The sequence below is a fragment of the Diaphorobacter sp. LR2014-1 genome (assembly GCF_002916785.1).
Classification (GTDB): domain Bacteria; phylum Pseudomonadota; class Gammaproteobacteria; order Burkholderiales; family Burkholderiaceae_C; genus Diaphorobacter; species Diaphorobacter nitroreducens.
The window spans coordinates 1-23365 of the sequence record NZ_MTBE01000014.1; the positions used below are offsets into that span (position 1 = coordinate 1).

The following is a 23365-nucleotide window of genomic DNA, read 5'->3' on the forward strand; positions in this document are numbered from 1 at the left end:
GCCACCGGAGATGCTGCTCAAGGCCTTGCTGCTGCAGATCCTGTTCTCCATCCGCAGCGAGCGCCAGTTGGTCGAAGCGATCAACTACAACCTGCTGTACCGCTGGTTCGTGGGCCTGAACATCGAAGACAAGGTCTGGGACCACTCCACTTTCAGCGCCAACCGCGAACGTCTGTTCAACGAAGACCTCGCCCGCGCCTTCTTCGAGCGCGTCAAGCTCAGTGCCCAGTGGGGCAAGCTCGCCAGCGACGAGCACTTCAGCGTGGACGGCACGCTCATTGACGCCTGGGCCTCGCACAAGAGCTTCAAGCGCAAAGACGACGACAGCGGCACGCCGCCTGGGCGCAACCCCGAGGTGGACTTCAAGGGGCAGGAGCGCTGCAACGACACCCACGAGAGCACCACGGACGCCGATGCCCGGCTGTTCAAGAAGAGCCAGGGCGACAAATCCCGCCTGTGCCACATGGGGCACATCCTCATGGAGAACCGCAACGGGCTGATCGTGGATGTCGAGATCACCCACGCCAGCGGCACGGCCGAGCGCGAGGCGGCGCTGGCCATGTTGGAGCGTCGGGGCAACAGGAACAAACGGGCCACGGTCGGTGCCGACAAGGGCTACGACAGCAAGGCCTTCATCAAAGGCTGCAGAAAGCTCAAAGTCACGCCCCACGTGGCGGCCAAGGACAAACACTCGGCGGTGGATGCGCGAGTGACACGGCACGAGGGCTACAAGACCAGCCTGAAGGTGCGCAAGCGCATCGAAGAGGCCTTTGGCTGGATCAAGACCGTCGGTGGTCTGGCAAAGACCAAGCTGATCGGTCAGGCCAAGCTCACGGGCCAGGCGCTGCTGTGCTTTGCCACCTACAACCTTGTGCGAATGGGCAGCATCGGCGGCTGGTGGGACGCGCATCATGCGTGAGCCCAGGGATACGTGCGCCCGAAATGGGCGGGAGGGCCTGCAAACCGGCCAGATGGGCCGTTGCAATCGCTGCGCAGACGCGTCTGGGCAGCTCGTGTCTTCGCACTCAGCGTCCCTGATGCGTTCGAAAAGCACTTTTTCAACGGCCTGTTAAAGGTAAGGGAAGTCTGGAGACTTGGGCCAACCAGTGCATGGCGCTGCGCGACGACTTGATCGCCCTGGCGCAGCGGCGCGTGCTGCAACAGGCACGGGCCTATCCCTTCTCGCTGCTCGATGTCCAGTTGGCCCAGCAGACCACTGGCGCAGGCACGACTTTCCTGCGTTGGCGCAACCACGATCGTTCCTTGATGGGCGTGGCGCTGTGGGAGTCGCTGCTCGACCGCCCGGCGACGCCGGCCTCGCTGATCGACGACCTGTACGCGATGGAACTGCAACGCATCGCGCTGAACATGCAGATCAGCCTCCTTCACACGCTGGGCCGCCAAGCCCAGGAGTGCGCCAGCAAGGCCGCGCAGGCCGAAGCGGCTTACCTGCGGCGTGCCCACGGGCACGCCGCGTCCGTTCCATCCACCACCCCCAAGGAATCACCATGAGCACGCACTTCGTCGGCGAGGGCAACATCGGTTCTGCGCCGGACTACCGCGAATTCCCGAACGGCAACGACGAGCCGCGCCGGCTGCTTCGCCTGAACGTCTACTTCGACAACCCGATCCCGAAGAAGGACGGCGAGTACGAAGATCGCGGCGGCTTCTGGGCGCCCGTGGAGCTGTGGCACCGCGACGCCGAGCACTGGAAGACGCTGTACCAGAAAAGTATGCGGGTGCTGGTCGAGGGCCGCACCGTGCGCGACGAATGGGAGGACGCCGACGAGAACGAGCGCGTGACGTTCAAGGTCGAGGCGCGGCGCGTGGGCATCCTGCCGTACCGCATCGAGTCGGTGGCGCTCAGCGCCAAGCCGGCCGGCGGACAGTAGTTCGCCCATCGCCGCTCCCCCGAGGGCGGCTGTAGCAACCGTCATACGCCCGCGATGCACCAGCGAGCTATCCCCAGGGGATAGCTCCAAGGTCGTCCACAGAGTTCCAGCCGCCCTCCCGAAACGACGCTCTTGCTGTGCCAGCTCCTGCGGTCTATGCGCACTGCTGCGGCAACGGACCGCCTGCCGATCACAAAGCGGTGTCTGCATCAATCGGCTTCCTTGCTGCCGGCATCTCCTGGCCCCGCCAAGCTGACGCCCTTCCGATGAACCGCACATTTCCAAGGAGGCTTCATGCGCGTGTTCCTGTGCGAGAAGCCGTCCCAGGGCAAGGACATCGCCCGTGTGCTGGGCGCCGGCCAACGCGGCAACGGCTGCTACAGCGGCGCGGGTGTCGTCGTGACCTGGTGCATCGGTCATCTGGTGGAGGCGGTTCCGCCCGAAGGCTACGGCGAGCAATACAAGCGCTGGGCCATCGAGCAACTGCCCATTCTTCCCGAGCGTTGGCGTGTCGAGCCCAAGGCGGCGACCGCAGCGCAATTCAAGGTCGTGCAGCAGCTCGTCGCCAAGGCGGGCGAGCTGGTGATAGCGACCGACGCCGACCGCGAGGGCGAGATGATCGCCCGCGAGATCATCGACCTGTGCGGCTACCGCGGGCCGATTCAGCGCCTGTGGCTGTCGGCGCTCAACGATGCGTCGATCCGCAAAGCGCTGCGTGCGCTCAAGCCGTCCGCCGAGACGCTGCCGCTGTATTTCTCCGCACTCGCCCGATCGCGCGCCGACTGGCTGATCGGGATGAACTTGAGCCGCTTGTTCACACTGCTGGGGCGTCAGGCCGGCTATACGGGCGTGCTGTCGGTGGGGCGCGTGCAGACGCCGACGCTGAAGTTGGTCGTGGATCGTGATCGCGAGATCGCGCGATTCGTCTCCATGCCGTATTGGGCCGTGGATGTGCTGCTATCCCATGCCGGCCAATCCTTCACCGCGAGCTGGATACCGCCCGAAGGCAGCACGGATGCAGCGGGTCGCTGCCTTCAGCAGCCGGTGGCGCAGCAGGCTGCGGATCGCATTCGCGCGGCACGCGATGCGCAGGTCGTGTCGGTGGACACCGAGCGCGTGCGCGAGGCACCGCCGCTGCCGTTCGACCTGGGCACGCTGCAGGAGGTGTGCTCCAAGCAGTTGGGCCTCGACGTGCAGGAGACGCTGGACATTGCCCAGGCGCTGTACGAGACGCACAAGGCGACAACGTACCCGCGCTCCGATTCGGGCTACCTGCCCGAGAGCATGCTGGCCGAGGTGCCGACCGTACTCGACAGCCTGGTCAAGACCGACCCCAGCCTGCGGCCGCTGATCGAGCGCCTGGATCGCCAACAGCGTTCGCGTGCGTGGAACGACGGCAAGGTGTCGGCTCACCACGGCATCATCCCGACGCTGGAGCCCGCCAACCTGTCGGCCATGAACGAGAAGGAGCTGGCCGTCTACCGGCTGATCCGCGCCCATTACCTCGCGCAGTTCCTCCCGCACCATGAGTTCGACCGGACGGTGGCGCAGTTCTCGTGCGGCAGTCAGTCGCTGGCGGCCGTGGGCAAGCAGATCGCCGTCATCGGCTGGCGTGAGGTGCTGGCGACGCCAGGGCCGGACGATGCCGATGGCGAGGATGCGCAGCGCAGCCAGGTGCTGCCCGCCCTGCATGCGGGCCTGTCCTGCCCGGTCGGAAAGGTGGATCTCAAGGCGCTGAAGACGCTGCCGCCCAAGCCCTACACGCAGGGCGAGCTGATCAAGGCCATGAAGACCGTCGCCAAGTTCGTGACCGACCCGCGGCTGAAACAGAAGCTGCGAGATACCACCGGCATCGGCACCGAGGCGACACGCGCCAACATCATCAACGGTCTGATCGGTCGCGGCTACCTGGTCAAGAAAGGCCGCGCCGTCCGCGCTTCCGACGCGGCATTCACGCTCATCGACGCGGTGCCCTCGGCCATCGCCGACCCCGGCACCACGGCGGTGTGGGAGCAGGCGCTGGACATGATCGAGGCCGGCCAGATGGCGCTGGACACCTTCATCGAGAAGCAGTCCGTGTGGGTCGGCCAGCTCGTGCAGCAGTACCGCGGCGCAACGCTCTCGCTCAAGCTGCCGCCGGCGCCGGCCTGCCCGCAGTGCGGCGCACCGATGCAGCAGCGCACGGGCAAGAGCGGCGCGTTCTGGTCCTGTTCGCGCTACCCGGACTGCAAGGGCACGTTGCCGATCGAGTCCCCGACGGGCCCGCGCAGCGCACCGCGCAAGCGGCGCGCTGCCTCCAAGGCGTCCTGATCCTCGCTTCCCCCTGCCGCGCCGGCCACTTCACTGGCGGCGAGGCAAACGTCCCGCACCGCGCGGGACTCCAAAGCGCGCGTCTCCTTCTGCAACGGTGTGCGCGCCCCGTCTGCCCGTCGTCGGGCGACGGGGCGAGAAGGTCATTGCTCCACGAATCGCGCCCGCCGCCATTCCCTTGATCGGTGTGCCTTGCCTCGGTCACGAGGGGCTTCCTGACGCCTTGCCGCCGCGCGAGCCGTGAGGAGGCCCCTTGGGCCGAGGGTATTCCGTGCCGGTGCCCGCCGGCGAAACATCGGGCTCCCTTTGTGTGTGGATGCACGCCAGAGGTTTCCGGCCCCAGCCACGAAACGGGCCGGGTGCGATTGCTGACGCAGCGAACGGCTTTGACGACGGCCTGCGCTGACGCAGCCCACAGGTGGTTTTCCTTTCTCTTCAGCCGAAGGCCCGTGTGGCCTTCGGCGCCCTGGTCTTTGCCTTGTCCCGTGACGCGGGCCATTGCCCTAAAGCGGGCCGTCCGCGATTCGGTTTTCCCTGCGACGGCAGCCATGCTTCGCGCCCATCCTCACGCCATGCGTTGCTGACAGTCGTCAGCGGCATGCCCTGGCAGTCTCGGTCTTCAAGACTGCAACGCGGTTCGCCGCGTCGACCGATCCAGTCCGCTTCGCATCGCCCACCGCGGACGCTCGCCGGCCTGGCGACGATGCACTTTTCTCAACCACCCGAGGGGAACCCCATCCCCTGCGGGATGCGTGCTCCCCGACCCACCAAGGAGCACGGCATGTCTGAACCTTCTGCATCTTCCTCTGCAACCGCAGTGCGCAGTGGTGCGCTGGCGCTGACCTGGACCGGCAAGCGTTTGCCGCTACAGGTGCTGCGCAGCGCGGCCGGCCACTACATCGGCACACAAGACGACGAAGGACCGGTATCGCGGGAGTCCGTCGAGTATTTCCCGACCCACCTCGCAGCACAGCGCGCCCTGGATACCCATGCCTGGACACAGCGCGCTCACCCCTGATTCCCACCCTTCAAGGAGTTCTCTCATGAATCTGTCTTTACCCGAAGACGTGCTCGATCAGATGGCGCTGGAACAGGCGCACTTCGACGCTGCACCGCAGGCCTTCTTCGAGGCCTGGAAGCGCGGCGCGCAGATCGCCGGCCACGAGTGGTTCGGCGACGGCACACGCGAAGGTCTGCAGCGTGCCACCACCAAGTGGGACCTGCGGCCCAACATGCTGATGCTCAACGACGCCCTGGGCGTGCTGAGCAGCGGTCAACGCATGTTCCTGTCCGCGATGGTGAGCTTCTACAACTCCCGCGAGGGCGGCGCGATGCTCAAGCGTTGCGGCTTCGAGGGGCTGTCCGACTTCGGCGGCCTCGATCTGGAACGGCGCCAGGTCATCGCTGACCTCACGCTGCACTACAACGGCTGGTGAGCCGCGCCTGGCAACCCACCGTCTTTTCATCCCACCCCACGAGGGACATGCGTCCTCGTTCGGGGCCATGTCCCTCCTTCCTTTCGCAGGAGCGGCCATGTCCCGAATCACCATCTTCCACTGACCTGCACCGCCCGCCACCAGGGCGGCCCGACGCCGCGGCCGGCTAACCGGTTGCCACTTCATCCACTCGCTGGGGTTCAATCCCCGGCAGGGGATTGCCTCGGCCATCCTCTGCTGGAGGAATCCCATGTCCCATTCCAACAATCCCTTCGCCCGCGGCTACGATGGCCTGTCCGTGCAGCGGCTGCTGGCGATTTCCTACGACGACGACTGCCCGCTGAGCTATCTGCCGCTGCACGTCTCGCAGTCGCACCTGCCGGACAGCCAGGTCGAGCGCCATGCCTGCGTCTTCTGCGACGACTTCGCGCTGATCACCGAGGGCCAGAACGTGCCGCCCGAGCTGGACGCGCAGTGCCCCAGCCACGGTATCGCCCGAAACCTCGTCTACGCCGTCATGGCCGAAGAAGCCGGCCAGCCGCTGCACGTCGGCGATACCTACTCCGAGGAAGCCGCGCGCGAGGTGGTACGCCGCCTGCGCTTCGAGACCGGGTTCTACAGCCGTGCCTGGGAAATCAGTTCGGCGCACATCACCGAGGAGGCCGGTCGCTTCCTCGCCGAACTGGCGGACATCGCCACGCCGAGCGGTTTTCTGTTCGTGGCCTTCCGCATTCCCTACAGCCCGGCGGTCGGCGTGAAGCTGGTCGCCACGCCCTGGACGGATGCGAACCTGCAGCATGTCGAGGGCATCACCGCCGAAGAGCTGCGGCAGGAGCACCGGGCCAAGGGCGTGCCGGAGTCCCTCGTGGAAGTGTTGCACCTGGCTGCGCTCGCCGACGTTCGCATGTTGGTGTTCGATGCCGACGCGCCCGTGCTGGACGGGCTGACGCTCTACGACGACGAGTAACCCGCAACCCATTCGAGCCCCCACGTCGGGGCTCTTCTTTTGCGCGGAACGCGGTGCCGGCGCGTTGCCGATTCCAGGCGGACGGCCGCCGCCATGTGCCGCACGCTGGCCGCATGTTCGCTGGCGTTGCCGGCAGCATGCCCAGGCAGTCGAGACCTTCGAGACTGCGGCGCGGTTCGCCGTGCTGGTTGTTTCGTTCTCCGGGCGCACCCGCGTCCATCCACCTCACCCTCAAGGGATCGACCTCCCTTGCGGGCGGGAGTCCCTTGGTTGCCACAAGGAGTCTCCCCATGGATACCCAAGCCATCCGCGCACAGATGCCGACGCTCGTTGTCGGTCATGTGCCTTCCAACGTCCGTTCGTTCAAGTTCAACATCTTCGACGGCCAGCCCAAGGTTTCGACGCTGGGCTTTCACATTGACCCGAAGCCTTTCGAGGGCAAGGTCATCGCCACCACCGACGAGGCCATCGTCGTCAAGACGGGACGAGCCGAGTTCGCGGTGCTCGATCGAACGCTCGTGACCGAGGTGCCCGACGAGGGCGCCAAGGTGCAGGTCGAACCCTATGTCAGACGCCGCTTCGACGGTCAGCGGGCGGACACGCCCGAGGAGCAGACCGAGTTCACCGCCGACGGCCAGCCCTACACGGTGAAGCGGTTCGTGCTCGGGTTCGCACCGGCGAAGCTGCCGATCCCCGAGCCGCGCTGCCCCGAGCTGCAGGAACTGATCGACCAACTGGAGCAGTTGCCCGCTCCCGACGGTTTCCGGCGCATCACCCACCTGCTGGTGGACGCCGGTGCTCGGGACATCACCTGGGTCGATCCGCTGCCCGCCGACATCATCCGCACGCCGCCGGCCATCGGCTTCACCGTCGCCACGATGAAGTTCCAGGGTCGCGTCACCGTGCTGTATGAGCGTGGCCCCGACCTCTACGCGGTGGAGCTGCGCCGCGACGGCGAGCTGGTCGAACGGGTCGATGAGGTGTTCTTCGACACCCTCGGCGAGACGCTGGAACGGCTGATCGACGACGGAAGCTGGAGACGCATCCGCGTGCAGTGCCTGTCGAGTCGCAAGGCTGTCCGGCACTGACCTCCCAGCAGCTTCCCGCCCTCGCGGCGGGAAGCCTCTTCCTGCCTCCCTGGAGACCACACCCATGACTGTTCGATTCAAAGGCACGGAGCTGCGGCCCGTGCTCGCCGAAGCGGTGGCGAATCAATGCCGCGTCATCCTGGTCAAGGATCAGGGCGTGTACTTCCTGGCCGAGCGCGGCGAGCGCCGACCCGATGGTCGCCAGAAGACCATCGCCTATGCCGCTGGCTGCAACCCGGATGTCGATGCGTTCGATGACTGGTGGGAGCTGGCGCGCGCCGAGTTCGGCGGCGATGACTTTGGCGAGTTCTTCGATCCGAAGGAGGGCGTGTTTGCGTGCATCCTGCACAGCGAGGACGATCTCGACGTGTCCGCCACCGCGACACACCTGTCGCTGCAGGCGGTTCCTTCCGCGCCCAGCGGTAACTGACCGCCCATCCCTGGCCCCCGCTCCGGGGGCCTCTTTCTTCCCGGCAATGCGGACAGCCGCGAGTGCCAATTACCGCTCGCATGCGCGCCGCCCCGGCGCCACGCTTCCGCCCATGTTCCGCTGACGTCCGTCAGCGACATGCCCAGGCAGCCACGATCTTCAAGGCTGCGATGCGGTTCCGACCGCGTTGATCACCCCAGTTCGCACCGGCATCCATGCGCGAACGGCCATCGGTTCTCGATGGCGATGCCACCAAGCTGTTCCATCAACCCACGCGGGGGTTCCACACCTTCCCCGCCTGGGTCGGGTGTGTCTCCGCCTCTTTGTTCTTCAGGAGATTCACCATGACCACTTCCACCGAAAAGTCCTACTTCGATCTGCACATCACCGGCCTCGGGTACCTCAATCGCATCCGCGAAGTGAAGCCCAAGAAAGGCGATGCGTTCCTGGCCTGCGACATCGCGGCCCTGAACGGTCCCAGCGATGACGTCTCGTATGTGCGTTTCGACACGCGCGTATCGGGATCGGAAGCGCAGCACCTGGTGCGCCGCTGCATTCAGGCGGTCGACGCCGAGAAGAAGGTGATGATCGGCTTCCGCCTGGGCGACCTGTGGACCGACACCTTCACCTACTCCAAGGGCAAGCGTGCCGGCGAGCAGGGGGTGAGCCTCAAGGCCCGCCTGCTGTTCGTCAGTTGGATCAAGGTCGACGGCAAGCTCGTCTACAAGGCCGAACCCAAGCCGACCGAGACCGACGAGCGCGAGCCGGAAGTCCCTGTGACGTCCGACGCGCCCGCTGCGCAGCAAGCCTCGGCACCGGAGCCTTCCGAGCCCGTCGCCGATGCTGCCGACGACGCAGCCGATGCCCCCGCATTGGCCGTTGCCGAGTCGTTCTGATCCGCAAGGCCCCATCCCTGGGGCCTTGTCTTCTCTTCGTCAGCAGGAGACCTTCATGATCACCATCCCCGGCCAACTGGCCATCAAGACCATCCACGGCAGGAACGGCGACTTCAACGTCGGCCGCCTGGCGACCTCGATCGGCGAGTTCGTCGTGAAGAACGCCGAACTCGATCAGTACCGCGAGGGCAAGTACGACGGTGATTTCGTCATCGTCGAGATTCGCCCCTCCACGTACAACGCCAACGGCCGCATGGTCATCGAGATCCGCGCCCATCTGGGCGGGATGACGCTGTCCAACATCGACGCCCTGAGCCGCGACGAAGCCCGCCGGCTGAGTCCGCAGGAGGTCGATCCCATCGACGAGGAAGCGCAGGCGCCCGCGCCGGCATCGCCCCCGGCCAAGCCGAAGGCGAAGCCGCGCAGTCCGCGCGATCCCCTGGTCGATACCACGCCGTTCGGCAGCGAACCGGCTCCCGTGTCCGCTGCGGCCTCGGCCGAGGCAGACGACGCGGCGCTGTTCGGTGCCTTGTGGCCCCTGGGCGAGACCGTGAAGCTCGATGCGACCGTGGATCGTCGTGTGCTGCGTCAGCAGCGCGACCGTCTCGACAAGCTGGGCTACGAGTTCGCTCCGTTGTCCCAGGACTGGCACCTAAAGGCTGCCTGATCCATCCGCCGCCTTGCGCGGCATTCCGCCACCCGCCGGGGTTCTCCCCCGAGGGGGAGGGCTCCGGCCTTTTCTTCAAGGAGACCTTCATGGGCTGGACCTTCGTTCGTCAGACGCGCGATCAGTTGATCCGCGAGCTGCTCGCTCCGCAGGCGTCCGAACGCGCTTGCTGCGAAGTGATCGACCACACGCTGGACGGCGACGTTCTGTGGACCGTGGTTCGCGTCACCGCCAGGCAGGCGGGCGTCATGGGCCTCGTGGCCGGTGAGTCCGTCTGCTACATCGGCTGCCATCTGCTGGAAAGCTCGGGCGGCGATTGGGGCTACAAGTCCCTCGATGAGTCCGTGCATCCGTACTACTACTCGTGCCCGCTGCGCTATCTCGACATGGCGCCGGTGCAAAGCTCCGAGTGGCGCGAGCGGGTTCACAGCTTCCACGCGGGGCGCGCTGCCTAGCGGCACGCATCTTCCTTCACCCAACCGGGGCGAGCACGGCCCCGCGGGCTGTGGTTGCTCCTTCATTTCCAAGAGGACATCACCATGCCTGCACCTTCTTCCGCGAAACCGCTGTACCGCATCGACGAGTGTCCCGACCTCATGGCCGACGGTTGCGTCGGTGACGAGCAGGGCAATCTCGTCTTTCTGTCGATCTGGGCGCGCGACACCGCCGTTCAGGAGTTCCTCGCCCGCCTGACCCTCAGCCGGGATGAACAGGGGCTGGACCAGTTCCACGTCATCACCGAGCAGGGCGCATCCATTCCGGTCTTCGTCGGCAACGTCGAGAACCTGGAAAAGCGCATCACCCGCGCCTATCGGCGAACGCTGTTCGGTTCGCTGACGAATGTGTGGCTGTTCGATCGTCGCTGCGTGAAGCCAGACAAGGCCAACGCCAGCGCGCTGGCGCTTCTGCCCAGGGATTCCGCTCACCGGCTCGACCGGCTGTGGACGCTGGTGCAGGACACCTGCCCGCTGCCACTGCTCGACCACTGGCGCGACACCGTGCTGGAGCTGTTGCAGACACGGCGGATGCTGACCGGTCTTCCCTTGGCCCTCGGGCCGCTGGAAGGCCATCGGCTGGCCCTCGATGTCCCAGCGCTGACGAAGGCGTTGGGCGAGCTGATCCGCAACGGCACCCTCGGCGCCACGCAGTACGAACTGGCCGCGAACGCACCGCTTCGGCGTGTGGCGTGAGCCATCCCCACGGGCATGCGCGCCGCGCGTGCCCGCCTTCCCTCATCCATCACCAGGAGAAATCCATGACACTCATGTTTCCGCGCCTGGCGCGCAATTTCATCCGTAACGGCTACTTCCCCACCGACGAACCGACGCTGGAGCGGGCCTTGTCCGCACTGGCGCCGTCTCCCGGCGCCATGTCCATCCTCGATCCCTGCGCCGGCGAAGGCGTGGCGATCGCCGAAGCCGCTCACGCCCTCGGGCGCGAGCAGGTCCAGGCCTTCGCCGTCGAGTACGACGCCGAGCGCGCCCGCCACGCACGGCAACTGGTCGATCGCTGCATCCAAGGTGACCTGATGGACACGCTGATCTCGCGCCAGTCCTTCGGGCTGCTGTGGCTGAACCCGCCGTATGGCGACCTGAGCAAGGACGTGAACGGCAACATCGGCTATCAGGGCCAGGGCCGTGCGCGGCTGGAGAAGCTCTTCTATCAGCGCGCGCTGCCGCTGCTGCAGTACGGCGGCGTGCTGATCTTCATCGTGCCGTCCTACGTGCTCGATGCCGAGCTGGTCGGATGGCTGACGCGCCACTTCGCCGACCTGCGCATCTACCGTGCGGTGGAAACGCAGTTCAAGCAGGTGGTGATCTTCGGTCGCAGGATTCGTCAACGCGACCAGGCGTCGGAGTCGGCCAAGTCCTTGCGCGGTCTGCTGCTGCAGATCGGACAGGGTGACGCCGAAGCCGAGGAACTGCCGCTCGAATGGCCGTTCCTGCCGTACACCGTCCCTGCCAGCCCGGCCGAGCCGGAGCACTTCTATCGCGTGACGATGGAGCCCGAGCAGTTCGCCGATGAAGTCGGCCGGCTGCAAGGTCTCTGGCCGGCGCTCGATACGCACCTGGGCGCCGCGCAGCGATCGCTGCGTCCGCCCGCGCGGGCCTTGTCGCACTGGCATCTCGCCTTGGCCTTGGCCGCAGGTGCGATCTCCGGCGTAGTGAAGTCCAAGAGCGGGCGCGTGCTCGTCGTCAAAGGTGATACCCACAAGGAGAAGACCCTCCAGACGGAATACACCGAACGCGACGACGGCTCCGTGGCCGAGACGCGCACCCTCACCGACAAGTTCGTGCCGGTCATTCGTGCATGGGACTTGACGCTGGGCTCGCCCACGTGGGGCGAAGTGCTGACCATCCGCTGATCCCTGTTCCCTGACGGTTCGCCGTCGCTTTCATCCACCCACCGGGGTCACGTTGCCCCCGATGGGGTGCCGTGGCCCCTTCTTCCAGAAGGAGAAACCACCATGGCACTCGCAATCCTCAACCTCGCATCACAAGCACGCTTTTCGCCCGGGCAAGTGGTCATGACCGCCGGCGTCGACGAGCTGGTCCGACAGGGCCGGCTCAATCCCAGCGCGTACCTGCGCCGCCATCTTCATGGCGACTGGGGCGACCTGGACGACAGCGATTGGCGGCAGAACGACGCCGCGCTGAAGTCCGGCGAGGATCGTCTGTTCTCGTCCTACCAGGTCACGCGCGACCTGAAGCTCTGGATCATCACCGAATGGGATCGCAGCGTCACCACACTGCTGCTGCCCAGCGAATACTGATCCGCATCCAGCGGCACCTACGGTTTTCTTTGCCGCGTCTTTTTTCCCACCCAGGGGCATGTCACCGCCCCATGGGGGAGGTGCATGCCCCATTGCTTTGGAGCATCACCATGTCCCTCGATCTCGAAACCGTTCCCGAAACCGAAGTGCAGGGCGACCTGCTCGAAACGGCCGCTTCACCCCTCACGCTCAGCCTGCAGGACTTCGTATCGGAGTTCGGCGACGAGCTGCTCGATTCGCTCAACCGCGCCAATCCTCCGGTCTACACCGGCCAGGTGCGGGTGCATCGGCAAATGATCCTCGCCGCACTCAAGCGCAAGCTGTTCCCGGCGCAAGCCGATGTGGTCCACGCCGTCACCGAGCTGTTGGTCGACCGCGGCGAACGCGCCGCGATCGTCAATGGCGAGATGGGCTGCGGCAAGACGACCGTCGGCATCGCTACGGCCGCCGTGCTCAACGCCGAAGGCTACCGCCGCACCCTGGTGCTCTCGCCACCCCACTTGGTCTACAAGTGGCGGCGCGAGATCCAGGAGACGGTGGCCGGTGCCAAGGTCTGGGTGCTCAATGGCCCGGACACGCTGGTCAAGCTGCTGAAACTGCGCGAGCAGTTGGGCGTGCCGGCCCAGGGCCAGGAGTTCTTCGTCCTGGGCCGCGTACGGATGCGGATGGGGTTCCACTGGAAACCTGTCTTCGTTCGCCGGCGCACGCCTCACGGCGACGTGGGGGCCTGCCCGGATTGCGGGCATGTCATCACCGACCTCGACGGCGAGCCGATCAACCCAGTCGAACTCGAAGCCGAGGAGTCCCGCCGCAAGTGCAGCCACTGCCGTGCACCGCTGTGGTCGTTGATCCGTCCGAGGGGCTTGTCCGCGAGCGACCAGTCCTCCGCTGTCCTCAAAGCCTTGAAGCGCATCCCAACCATCGGGGAAGTCACCGCGCAGAAGCTGATGCAGAAGTTCGGTGACGCCTTCCTCGCGTCGATGCTCGGGGACAACATCCACGAGTTCATCAACCTGATGGACGACCGCGGCGAACTGGTCTTCTCGGATCGGCAAGCCCACCGGATGGAACGCGCGATGGCCAACATGGAGTTCGGCTTCGGCGAGGGCGGCTACCAGCCGTCCGAGTTCATCAAGAGGCAGCTTCCCCAAGGCACGTTCGACCTGCTCATCGCCGACGAGGCGCATGAGTACAAGAACGGCGGTTCCGCACAGGGCCAGGCCATGGGGGTGTTGTCGGCCAAGGCGCGCAAGACGCTGCTGCTCACCGGCACGCTGATGGGCGGCTACGGCGACGACCTGTTCCACCTGCTGTTCCGAGCCCTGCCGGGGCGGATGATCGAAGACGGCTACCGGCCGACGAAGAGCGGCAGCATGACGTCGGCCGCGATGGCGTTCATGCGCGATCACGGTGTCTTGAAGGATATCTATTCCGAGAGCACTGGCACGGCGCACAAGACGGCCAAGGGCACCAAGGTATCGGTGCGCACGGTCAAGGCGCCGGGCTTCGGTCCGAAGGGCGTGCTGCGTTGCGTCCTGCCGTTCACGGTCTTCCTCAAGTTGAAGGACATCGGTGGCAACGTGCTGCCGCCCTACGACGAGGAGTTCCGCGAAGTCGCGATGGACACGGCGCAGGCCGCGGCCTACCGCGATCTGGCGGGTCGGCTGACCCAGGAGCTGAAGCAGGCCCTGGCGAAGCGCGACACGACGCTGCTCGGTGTAGTCCTCAACGTGCTGCTGGCCTGGCCGGACTGCTGCTTCCGGTCGGAAACCGTGGTGCATCCGCGCACGCGCAACACCTTGGCGTTCGTTCCGGCTCAGTTCAACGAGCTGGAGGTGATGCCCAAGGAACGCGAGCTGATCGAGATCTGCAAGCAGGAGAAGGCAGAAGGGCGCAAGACCCTGGTCTATTCGGTCTACACCGGCACGCGCGACACCACGTCGCGTTTGAAGGTGCTGCTGGAGCAGGAAGGCTTCAAGGTGGCGGTACTGCGCGCGAGCGTGGATGCCTCCCGCCGCGAAGACTGGATCGCCGAGCAGTTGGACCGCGGCATCGACGTGCTCATCACCAATCCCGAGCTGGTGAAAACCGGCCTGGACTTGCTGGAGTTCCCGACCATCGTGTTCCTCCAGTCCGGCTACAACGTGTATTCGTTGCAGCAGGCCGCCCGGCGCTCATGGCGCATCGGCCAGAAGCAGCCGGTGCGCGTGATCTACCTCGGCTACGCCAACTCCTCGCAGATGACCTGCCTGGGGTTGATGGCCAGGAAGATCATGGTCTCGCAAAGCACGTCGGGAGACGTACCCGAGTCGGGCCTGGATGTTCTGAACCAGGATGGTGATTCCGTCGAGGTCGCACTGGCGCGGCAGCTTGTCACGGTCTGATCCATGTGCCCATGCCGGCGGCCCCTCGGGGTCGCCGGCTTCTTTCCACGGCCCTTCGGGGCCGTTTTTCTTGGGCGTATGGCAGTCCATGGCGCCGCCCCGCCATGTATTCGGGCGGGCGCCAGTGCGTTTTGTTTGCTGCCCGCAGGCCAAGCGGCGGCGATGGTGAGCGCTCCGTGTTCCAGGGAAGCGCCCTCCATGCAACCATCCATCCGCGCTGTTCACCGCCTGGCCCTCGTCGCTGGCTTGCTGGCCGGCAGCCTGTTGGCCGCCGGCTGCGCCACGACCGCTGCGCCGTCTGCGCCAGCGGTGCCGGCCGCATCGCCAACCGCCGTCGCGCCGGAGCCGGGTTTCGTTCCGGTGGCCCGCTACGGCCGCTACACCCTGGTCGAGCTGGTGTCGGAACCTGCGCAGCGTGATCTCTTGCAACAGGCGGTGGAGGTCTCGATTCCGCCCGCGCTCGATGCCAGCGTGGGCGACGCCATGCGCCATGTGCTCCTGCGCTCCGGCTACCGGCTCTGCGATGCGGCCGAACCCGCCACGCTCTACGCGCTGCCGCTGCCTGCCGCACACCTGCGCCTGGGCCCGCTGATGCTGCGCGATGCCTTGCTGACCCTTGCCGGCCCCGCCTGGGAGCTGTCGGTCGATGACTTGACTCGCCAGGTCTGCTTCAGCCGGCGCGGTGCTCCCGCCTTCCTTTCCGCCAACCCGCCCGACACCGCCACGCCCGTGCCGGACGCCGACCGGCCCGAGGAGCTGCAGCCATGACCTTTCCCCAAGCGTCATCCGAGCGCGATTCCCGCACGCGCTGGCTCAAGATCTCCGCGGCCTTCTGGCTGCTGCTCATCAGTGCCGTGGCACTCATCAACAGCGTCGGCTTGTCGCGGCTCGCCGAACAGACCCAGAGCACCGCACAGGATGCGCAGGTCAATGCGCTGGGCCTGCGCGTGGCCGATCTCGAACACCAGGCCAATGCGGACAAGCGCCGGCCGGTGCCGATCAGCCAGGCCGAATTCGCCAACGCGCGGCAGGCGCTGGACGAACGGATGACGCGCCTCGAAGAGGCCGATGAGGCGAGGGCCTTGGCCGTCGACCTGCAGACGCTGCTGGCGCGCGTGAACGCAATCGAAACCCGCCTGGAGAAAACCCGGCAGGTGGCATCCGCCGCTCGCCCGCGCACTCCGGTTGCGACGAAGCCCAAGGTGCCGGAGCCGCCGTTCCGGGTGCTCGGCGTGGAGCTGCGGGGAGGCGAGCGCTTTCTGTCGATCACCTCCACCGCCGCGGCCTCGCTCGCGGGCGCCCGGCTGCTGCGCGAGGGCGACGCCGAGGGCGGCTGGCAACTGCAGTCCATCGAGGCGCAGGCGGGCGTGTTCCAGGTGAACGGCCAGACGCAGCGCGTTGCGGTGCCGTAGGAGGTCGCCATGAACCTGCGGCCGTTGCTCGCTGCCGTCGTCCTGTTCGCCACTTTCGGCGCATCCGCCCAACCGGCCCCGGTGACGAACTCGCGCATGGTGCCCGCTCAAGTGCAGCCGGGCGCTGATGCCGCGCTCGACGAGAGGCAGGCGCGGGAGTGGGGGCTTCGCTCCGAGGAGTGGGCGCGTTACCGGCAACTGATGCAGGGGCCGCTCGGGGTCTATTCGCCCCAGCTCGATCCGCTCACGGCGCTGGGCATCGAGGCCCGCAGCGACGAGGAGCGCAGGCGCTACGCGGAGTTGCAGGTGCAGGCCGAGGCCCAGCGCGTCGGCAAGACGCTGGCCTACCAGCGCGCCTACGACGCGGCGTGGCAGCGCCTGTTTCCCGGCCAGCCGCGCGTGAGCCTGCCCGGCGCCAAGGCGCAGGGTGCCGGCAACACCGGCTCCGGGCGCCTGGCGGTCTTCGTCAAGGCCGACTGCGCACCGTGCGCGCAGCGCGTGCAGCAGTTGCAGGCGGCCGGCACGGCCTTCGATCTCTACATGGTCGGCAGCCGTCAGGACGACGCGCGCATCCGGCAGTGGGCCACCCAGGCGGGCATCGACCCGGCCAGGGTGCGCGCCCGCACCATCACGCTCAACCACGATGCGGGACGCTGGCTGTCGCTCGGCCTGCCCGGCGATCTGCCGGCCGTGGTGCGCGAGGTGAACGGCCAATGGCAGCGGCAATAGGTGCTCCGGGCCGGGAGCACCGGCCGTCCCGCGTCGCCATCCGCTGCACCAGCGCCGCGCTGCTGCTCACCACCGTCGGCTGGGCGTTGGCCGCCCTGGCGCGGGAAGTGCCGCCGCCGGCCTATCAACTGGCGGCGCACCGTGCAGACGTGCCGGCGGCGGTGCTGTACGCGGTGGCCTTGCAGGAGAGCGGCGCCATGCTGCGCGGGCGCCTGATCCCCTGGCCGTGGACGCTCAACGTCGCCGGCTCGCCACAGCGCTACGCCACCCGCGTCGAGGCCTGCGCGGGGCTGCACCGTGCGCTCGCCCACACGCCGGCCAATCGCATCGACGCCGGCCTCGGCCAGGTCAATCTCGGCTACCACACGCATCGCTACACGCAGCCCTGCGAGCTGCTGGACCCGTACCGCAACCTCGCCATCGCTGCGGAAATCCTGCGCGAACAGCACACGCCGGGCGAGGACTGGCTGCTTGCCATCGGCCGCTACCACCGGCCCGCCGGCGGGGCACCCGCGGCGCGATACCGGCGCAGTGTGCATCGGCACCTGACCCGCGTACTCGACCCCGGCGTTCCCGTTCCAACTCTCCAGGCCACCACGCCATGAACCACACCGTCCTCATCGCCGCCATCGGGCTGCTGTCCACGACCACCATCTTCGCCCAGACCGTCTCCGGGCCGCTGATCGTCGTCGAAGACCGCGGCGGCGACTCCGCGCTGCCGTACTACCAGTCGCTGAATCCTCAGCCGGATCAGGCCACGCCGCCGGCCCCGATGCCGACCCCTCGCGCGGGCAACACGGCCGACGCCGAAGCCGCCATGCTGCCGGTGCGCTCGACGCAACTGTCGCCGGGCGAGGTGCAGCGCCGCGTCATCCGGGCGCCGGGCCTGACGGCGCTGTTCCTGATCGGCGACGACGAGCGTTCGCGCGCCTGGCTGCGGCAGCGGCAGGCGGCGCTGCGAGAGCTGCAGGCCGTGGGCCTGGTGGTCAACGTGGAGTCGATGGCTGCGCTGACGGCGCTGCGCAGGCTGGCGCCCGGCCTGATCCTGTCGCCGGCCTCCGGCGATGACCTGGCCCAGCGCCTGGGCCTGCGCCACTACCCGGTGCTCATCACGGCCACCGGTGTCGAGCAGTAGGTGCGCAAATGGCCCAACCGCATGCGGTCGAGGTCTTGCTGCGGCCAGCGGTGGAGCTTTATACCGTGGCGGTCTGCACCGGCGCCGCGATTCTGTGCCTGGTGGCACCGTGGTCGCTCGCGCTGAACCCGCTGCTCGGCCTGGGCTCGGCGCTGGCCTTCCTGACCTTCGGCGCGATTCGCCTGCGCGATGCCTGGGCGATCCTGCGCTATCGCCGCAACATCCGCCGCCTGCCGCGCTACGTGATGACCAGCCGCGACGTGCCGGTGAGTCAGCAACGGCTGTTCGTCGGCCAGGGCTTTCGCTGGGAACAGCGGCACACGCACCGGCTGATGCAGACCTATCGGCCGGAGTTCCGCCGCTACGTCGAGCCGACGGCGATCTACCGGGCCGCCCGGCGGCTGGAGGAGCGGCTTGAGTTCGCGCCGTTTCCCGTCTCGACGCTGGCGCGCGCGTTGGCCTGGGACAGCCCGCTCAACCCGGCGCGACCACTGCCGTCGGTCGGCGGACTGCCACGCCTGCATGGCATCGAGCCGCACGAGGTCGACGTCACCCTGCCGCTGGGCGAGCGCGTCGGCCACACCCTGGTGCTCGGCACCACGCGCGTGGGCAAGACGCGGCTGGCCGAGCTGTTCATCACTCAGGACATCCGCCGCCGCAATGCGGCCGGCGAGTACGAGGTGGTGATCGTTTTCGACCCCAAGGGCGATGCCGACCTCTTGAAACGCATGTACGTGGAGGCTAAGCGCGCGGGGCGCGAAGGCGAGTTCTACGTCTTCCACCTGGGCTGGCCGGACATCAGCGCGCGCTACAACGCGGTGGGCCGCTTCGGGCGCATCTCCGAGGTCGCCACCCGCATTGCGGGCCAGCTCTCCGGCGAAGGCAACAGCGCTGCCTTCCGCGAGTTCGCCTGGCGCTTCGTGAACATCATCGCCCGCGCCCTGGTGGAGCTGGGACAGCGGCCCGACTACCTGCTGATCCAGCGCCACGTCATCAACATCGACGCGCTGTTCATCGAGTACGCCCAGCACTACTTCGCCAAGAACGAGCCGAAGGCCTGGGAGGTAATCGTCCAGCTCGAAGCCAGGCTGAACGACAAGAACATCCCGCGCAACATGATCGGGCGCGAGAAGCGCGTGGTGGCCCTCGAACAGTACCTCTCCCAAGTGCGCGTCTATGACCCGGTGCTCGACGGCCTGCGCAGCGCCGTGCGCTACGACCGGACGTACTTCGACAAGATCGTCGCTTCGCTGCTGCCGCTGCTGGAGAAGCTCACCACCGGCAAGATCGCGCAACTGCTCGCACCGAACTATTCGGACCTGTCCGACCCGCGGCCGATCTTCGACTGGATGCAAATCATCCGCAAACGCGCGGTGGTCTACGTGGGGCTGGATGCGTTGTCCGATGCGGAGGTGGCCGCGGCTGTCGGCAACTCGATGTTCAGCGATCTGGTGTCGGTCGCGGGGCACATCTACAAGTTCGGCATCGACGACGGCCTGCCGGGTGCGTCGACCGGTGTGAAGGTGCCCATCAACGTGCATGCCGACGAGTTCAACGAACTGATGGGCGACGAGTTCATCCCGATGGTCAACAAGGGGGGCGGGGCGGGCGTGCAGGTGACGGCCTACACGCAGACGCTCAGCGACATCGAGGCGCGCATCGGCAACCGCGCCAAGGCCGGCCAGGTGATCGGCAACTTCAACAACCTGTTCATGTTGCGCGTGCGCGAGACCGCCACCGCAGAACTGCTGACGCGGCAACTGCCCAAGGTCGATGTCCACGCCACCGCGATCATGAGCGGCGCCACCGACAGCTCCGATCCGCTCGGCAACACCGCCTTCACGTCCAGCACCCAGGACCGCATCAGCACGACCAGCGTGCCGCTGATCGAGCCCGCACATGTGGTGGCCTTGCCCAAGGGGCAGTGCTTCGCGCTGATCGAGGGCGGCACGCTCTGGAAGGTGCGCATGCCCTTGCCGGCCCCCGACCCCGACGAGGCCATGCCCAAAGATCTGCAGCAGCTGGCCGGCTACATGCGCCAGCACTACGTCGAGGCCGGCGACTGGTGGGAGAACCAGGGCATGCAGGGCCTGCAGGACGGCGCATTGCCCGCCGACCTGCTGGACGACTTCAAGCAGATGGCGACCGCCGCTGACGGAACGGAAGCATGAGCGACCCGGCCGTCGCGGCACAGCGCCAGCAGCAACGACAGCAGGGGCTGATCGCCGGCCTGGTCACGCTGCCGTTCCGCTTCTTCGGTGTGCTGTGCGGCGCGCTGCTGCTGTGCATCCTGATCGAATGCGTCGGCATGCACTTCTTCTGGCCCGAGCAGGGCTGGCGCCACGCGCAGGGCATGCTGCACTACGAGCTGGATCAGCTCTCCACGCATTTCACGCGCAGCGCGCTGGTGCAGGAGCCGGGGCGCACCGCGCACCGGCTGGTCGAGGAGGGCTACGACTGGCTGTTCGTGAAGAGCGGCCTGCTGGACTGGATACGCGATGCCTCAGCGCAGGCCAGCGCCGGCAGCCACCGCCCGACCAAGGATTTCCGCTACTACATCGGCCTGGTCTACGTGAACGTGGAGAGCTACCTGATCGCGGCGGCCTACACGGCGCTGGTCTTCCTCGTGCGGCTGCTGGTGCTCTGCCTGACCTTGCCGCTGTTCCTGATGGCCGCCTTCGTCGGCCTGGTTGATGGCCTGGTGCGCCGGGATGTGCGCCGCTTCGGCGCCGGCCGCGAGTCGGGTTTCATCTACCACCGCGCGAAGGCCGCGCTCATGCCGCTGGCCGTGCTGCCCTGGGTGATCTACCTCGCATTGCCGGTGAGCGTGAACCCGCTGCTGATCCTGCTGCCCAGCGCCGCACTGCTCGGCGTAGCGGTGTGCATTGCGGCGGCGACGTTCAAGAAGTACTTGTAAGACGGCTGCACCAATTGCCGGGACGTAACACCGTGTGCAGGCGGCCCGAGCCTACTTGTTGGCTGTGCCTGGCGACAGCGCGAAGGCAATTTCCTCCAGCAGTGGACGCAGTTTCGCATGGTCGGATTGAGCAATCGCCATTTCGATCCGTGACGACCAGTGTCCTTGCCTGTACAGGTTCGCGGCGCGTTCCAGGATTTCTCTGGCAGTTCGATCGCGGATTTCCTGCTCCAGAGCAGACTTCCCGGTCAATCGAGATACGACTGCGGTTCTGAGTAGTGAGATCTCTTCATCCCCACCATAGACGGCGAATGCTGCAAGACCACAAAGCCCCCTCTCAAGCACTCCCCAGCCTGTTTGATACCTCCCGCCTTTGAATGTCCATGACAACAGGCTTTCCCCGATCTCCCTTGCGATCTCATCGCAACCACGATTTCGAGCATTGACAGCGGCTTCAAACAATGCCTCGGTCATCTGGAAGTTCTCAACGAAGGTCACCGTGTCCTTGTCATCGGGAATCCAGGTCAAGGTCGCAATCAGCCAGCGCGCGTGCTTCCGAAGTTCCTCTTGGCTGTGATGGTCGCATGCGGGGGCATTTGATATTGCCAACAGGATTTCGGTCACGCCTGTGATCCAGTGAATCATGTCAAACGCGAAGTGAGACTTCGCCTTTACAGCTTCGAGAAGGAGCTCCTTCTCCGTTTGGTAAAGGCCATCTGCCCAACGCTCGATGTTCCGTATGACTGATTGGGCGCCCGTGTTGTCCGGTTGCGCTTCAGAGATCGCGTTCGCCAATGCCGTAAGCCGCGACCTCAAGCTCTGCATGCTCGTCGACGAGTAGTACGGCCCTAGGAATGTGCTATGGCTGCTCGACAGGGGAGTATCTGGTACGTTGAGAAATAGCTTCACCACCAAAGCAACATCTCGTCGGATTTCCCCAACGGCGAAGTGAATGTCGCGGCTCCCAGAGCGAAGTAGATCAAAGGTGAGATTCGCAAGCTGCGTCATGCCTTCCATCGTGACGGGGCGGTAATCCTCCTTCGCGCAGCCAGTACACGCAATCAACGCAATTTTTTCGCTGAGCGTTGCTATGTCGTTCGGATCTCCATGGACGAGAAGATACTGCGCAGATTGCCCCATGAGCCGTTGCCCCTCTAGCAGAACATCGGCCATGCCATGAGGAACTACGGCCTGCACGGCGCTTGCAAGGTATCCTGCAGCGAGCTGCGCGTGGCTTTTCGAGGCATACGGGCTGGAGTAATCGATACCGAGATACACCCGGACCAGTGCAGCCATCGCTTGCAGTGTCTGCTCGATCTGCTGCTCATCCCGACGTGCAATCCCACTCTGCACGTTTTGCCGCAGGTGCTCCAACGTATCGTTGATGAAGCCGTCGCTGGAAAATGGATTTTCGACAAATGGGCTGTTGGCGTAGAAAGTTTTACCCTTGGAGTCGATGTAGGCAGCATTGATGCCAACGACGGAGTTCAGTGCCGCGCCAGAAACCTCATAATCTCCTTGTTCCGCATAGCGCCGAGCAAACGACATCGCATGCCGGATCGCTCGTTTTGTGCCATCGGCCCATCGATTGTTGATCTGAAAAAAAGCTGTACGAGCCATATCGTGTGTGGAGTCCGATGGTGACGACGTGGCACTTGCGCTTTCTTCGCGCTCAAGGAGTGGCATCGCGCGCTGAGCCCGTTTAGCCCAGGTCCGCAATTCCGTACGGGTGTCTTGAATGAGTATGCCGAGTTGCTGCAAGGGATTGATGAGAACCAAAGCGCGCCGATAGGCGTACATGAACGAGATCAGTATGAATACGACCGCCCATGAGGCTGCGAGCACGACGAGCGCCAGCCGGGCCTTATCCACAAAAGTCGACAGAGTGGCAACTCCGATTGCAAGGAGGAATGCCGACGCGAACGCGCCGAGCAACTTCCGATCTGCGCTCAGACGGCGGAATAGCCCATGAGGCATGCGCTCGATGTTCACCTGCATGGCGAACAGTACGAGCGACGTAACGATCGCAGCCGCCCCTATCAGCGCGGTTCCCGCATTTAGGATCAAACCGCGCAGACCTTCGATCGTGTGTTCTGTCGAGTAATAGCTGGCAAGCACATTCTGGAGAGCCGGAGACAGGTAGGCGCTTGCAGAGACGAGAAGGAAAAGCACGGCATAAAAAGCGATATTGCCGTATCGAAGCTTCCACACTCCAAGCTGGTATTGGGCTCTGTAGGTGTACTGCCATAATGCTGCGATTCGTCTTGCGACCGCTTTTCGTACGCGCTTTACAGCGAAGTCGATATTGGATCGCCAAGACATGAGCAAT

At 65.9% G+C, this 23365-nt stretch carries 23 protein-coding genes and 1 pseudogene; 23 read left to right on the forward strand and 1 reads right to left on the reverse strand.

Features of this window, described 5'->3' with window-relative positions; genetic code table 11:
- The 23 genes and pseudogenes from BV908_RS11420 to BV908_RS11540 all read left to right on the forward strand — a co-directional run.
- Positions 1-919 (forward strand): IS5-like element ISDisp1 family transposase (locus BV908_RS11420; protein ID WP_103737516.1); only part of this gene is annotated, 919 nt, incomplete at its 5' end.
- A gap of 152 nt (positions 920-1071) precedes the next feature.
- Positions 1072-1512 (forward strand): annotated as a pseudogene (locus BV908_RS11430) (DUF3158 family protein); the annotation flags it as partial.
- Positions 1509-1892, forward strand: a complete 384-nt coding sequence (locus tag BV908_RS11435; protein WP_016852001.1) for a single-stranded DNA-binding protein — start codon at positions 1509-1511, stop codon at positions 1890-1892. The pseudogene BV908_RS11430 and the gene BV908_RS11435, both read left to right, overlap by 4 nt.
- Before the next feature lie 294 nt (positions 1893-2186).
- Complete coding sequence (locus tag BV908_RS11440) at positions 2187-4202, forward strand: DNA topoisomerase III (protein WP_103738192.1); 2016 nt, start codon at positions 2187-2189, stop codon at positions 4200-4202.
- A 781-nt stretch (positions 4203-4983) separates the two neighbouring features.
- Positions 4984-5220, forward strand: a complete 237-nt coding sequence (locus BV908_RS11450; protein ID WP_016446173.1) for a hypothetical protein — start codon at positions 4984-4986, stop codon at positions 5218-5220.
- A gap of 25 nt (positions 5221-5245) precedes the next feature.
- Positions 5246-5638, forward strand: a complete 393-nt coding sequence (locus BV908_RS11455; protein WP_003141051.1) for a hypothetical protein — start codon at positions 5246-5248, stop codon at positions 5636-5638.
- Between the two features lie 250 nt (positions 5639-5888).
- The gene (locus tag BV908_RS11460) at positions 5889-6605 is read left to right on the forward strand and encodes a hypothetical protein (protein ID WP_016851998.1); all 717 of its coding nucleotides are present in this window, start codon (positions 5889-5891) and stop codon (positions 6603-6605) included.
- A 290-nt stretch (positions 6606-6895) separates the two neighbouring features.
- Positions 6896-7693, forward strand: a complete 798-nt coding sequence (locus BV908_RS11465; RefSeq protein ID WP_023109320.1) for a hypothetical protein — start codon at positions 6896-6898, stop codon at positions 7691-7693.
- A gap of 64 nt (positions 7694-7757) precedes the next feature.
- Complete coding sequence (locus BV908_RS11470; protein WP_023124353.1) at positions 7758-8123, forward strand: DUF3085 domain-containing protein; 366 nt, start codon at positions 7758-7760, stop codon at positions 8121-8123.
- A gap of 344 nt (positions 8124-8467) precedes the next feature.
- Positions 8468-9019: an STY4534 family ICE replication protein gene (locus BV908_RS11475; RefSeq protein WP_004255052.1), complete on the forward strand. Its 552-nt coding sequence runs from the start codon at positions 8468-8470 to the stop codon at positions 9017-9019.
- A 55-nt stretch (positions 9020-9074) separates the two neighbouring features.
- Positions 9075-9686, forward strand: a complete 612-nt coding sequence (locus BV908_RS11480; protein ID WP_004255049.1) for a DUF3275 family protein — start codon at positions 9075-9077, stop codon at positions 9684-9686.
- Positions 9687-9775: 89 nt separating this feature from the next.
- On the forward strand, positions 9776-10141 hold the full coding sequence (locus BV908_RS11485; RefSeq protein WP_103738193.1) for a hypothetical protein: 366 nt from the start codon (positions 9776-9778) through the stop codon (positions 10139-10141).
- An 84-nt stretch (positions 10142-10225) separates the two neighbouring features.
- Positions 10226-10876: a hypothetical protein gene (locus BV908_RS11490; protein ID WP_018076220.1), complete on the forward strand. Its 651-nt coding sequence runs from the start codon at positions 10226-10228 to the stop codon at positions 10874-10876.
- A gap of 65 nt (positions 10877-10941) precedes the next feature.
- The gene (locus tag BV908_RS11495) at positions 10942-12051 is read left to right on the forward strand and encodes a DUF6094 domain-containing protein (protein WP_103738194.1); all 1110 of its coding nucleotides are present in this window, start codon (positions 10942-10944) and stop codon (positions 12049-12051) included.
- Positions 12052-12153: 102 nt separating this feature from the next.
- Positions 12154-12459, forward strand: a complete 306-nt coding sequence (locus BV908_RS11500; RefSeq protein WP_103738195.1) for a hypothetical protein — start codon at positions 12154-12156, stop codon at positions 12457-12459.
- A 110-nt stretch (positions 12460-12569) separates the two neighbouring features.
- On the forward strand, positions 12570-14843 hold the full coding sequence (locus tag BV908_RS11505; RefSeq protein WP_016446169.1) for a helicase-related protein: 2274 nt from the start codon (positions 12570-12572) through the stop codon (positions 14841-14843).
- A 198-nt stretch (positions 14844-15041) separates the two neighbouring features.
- Positions 15042-15611: a PilL N-terminal domain-containing protein gene (locus tag BV908_RS11510; RefSeq protein ID WP_016446168.1), complete on the forward strand. Its 570-nt coding sequence runs from the start codon at positions 15042-15044 to the stop codon at positions 15609-15611.
- Positions 15608-16255, forward strand: coding sequence for a hypothetical protein (locus tag BV908_RS11515; protein WP_016446167.1), 648 nt, complete (start codon positions 15608-15610; stop codon positions 16253-16255). The genes BV908_RS11510 and BV908_RS11515 overlap by 4 nt, the downstream gene beginning before the upstream one ends.
- Positions 16256-16264: 9 nt before the next feature.
- Positions 16265-16984, forward strand: a complete 720-nt coding sequence (locus BV908_RS11520; protein ID WP_013982130.1) for a TIGR03759 family integrating conjugative element protein — start codon at positions 16265-16267, stop codon at positions 16982-16984.
- Positions 16969-17589, forward strand: coding sequence for a lytic transglycosylase (locus BV908_RS11525; protein WP_013982131.1), 621 nt, complete (start codon positions 16969-16971; stop codon positions 17587-17589). Before BV908_RS11520 ends, BV908_RS11525 begins: the two co-directional genes overlap by 16 nt.
- Positions 17586-18119, forward strand: coding sequence for an integrating conjugative element protein (locus tag BV908_RS11530; protein WP_003141015.1), 534 nt, complete (start codon positions 17586-17588; stop codon positions 18117-18119). The genes BV908_RS11525 and BV908_RS11530 overlap by 4 nt, the downstream gene beginning before the upstream one ends.
- Positions 18120-18127: 8 nt before the next feature.
- Positions 18128-20290, forward strand: a complete 2163-nt coding sequence (gene traD, locus BV908_RS11535; protein WP_103738196.1) for a type IV conjugative transfer system coupling protein TraD — start codon at positions 18128-18130, stop codon at positions 20288-20290.
- Positions 20287-21036, forward strand: a complete 750-nt coding sequence (locus BV908_RS11540; protein ID WP_103738197.1) for a TIGR03747 family integrating conjugative element membrane protein — start codon at positions 20287-20289, stop codon at positions 21034-21036. The genes traD and BV908_RS11540 overlap by 4 nt, the downstream gene beginning before the upstream one ends.
- 51 nt (positions 21037-21087) lie before the next feature.
- Here BV908_RS11540 and BV908_RS11545 read toward each other — a convergent pair whose 3' ends face one another.
- On the reverse strand, positions 21088-23358 hold the full coding sequence (locus BV908_RS11545) for a hypothetical protein (RefSeq protein WP_146052251.1): 2271 nt from the start codon (positions 23356-23358) through the stop codon (positions 21088-21090).
- Between the last annotated feature and the right edge of the window lie 7 nt (positions 23359-23365).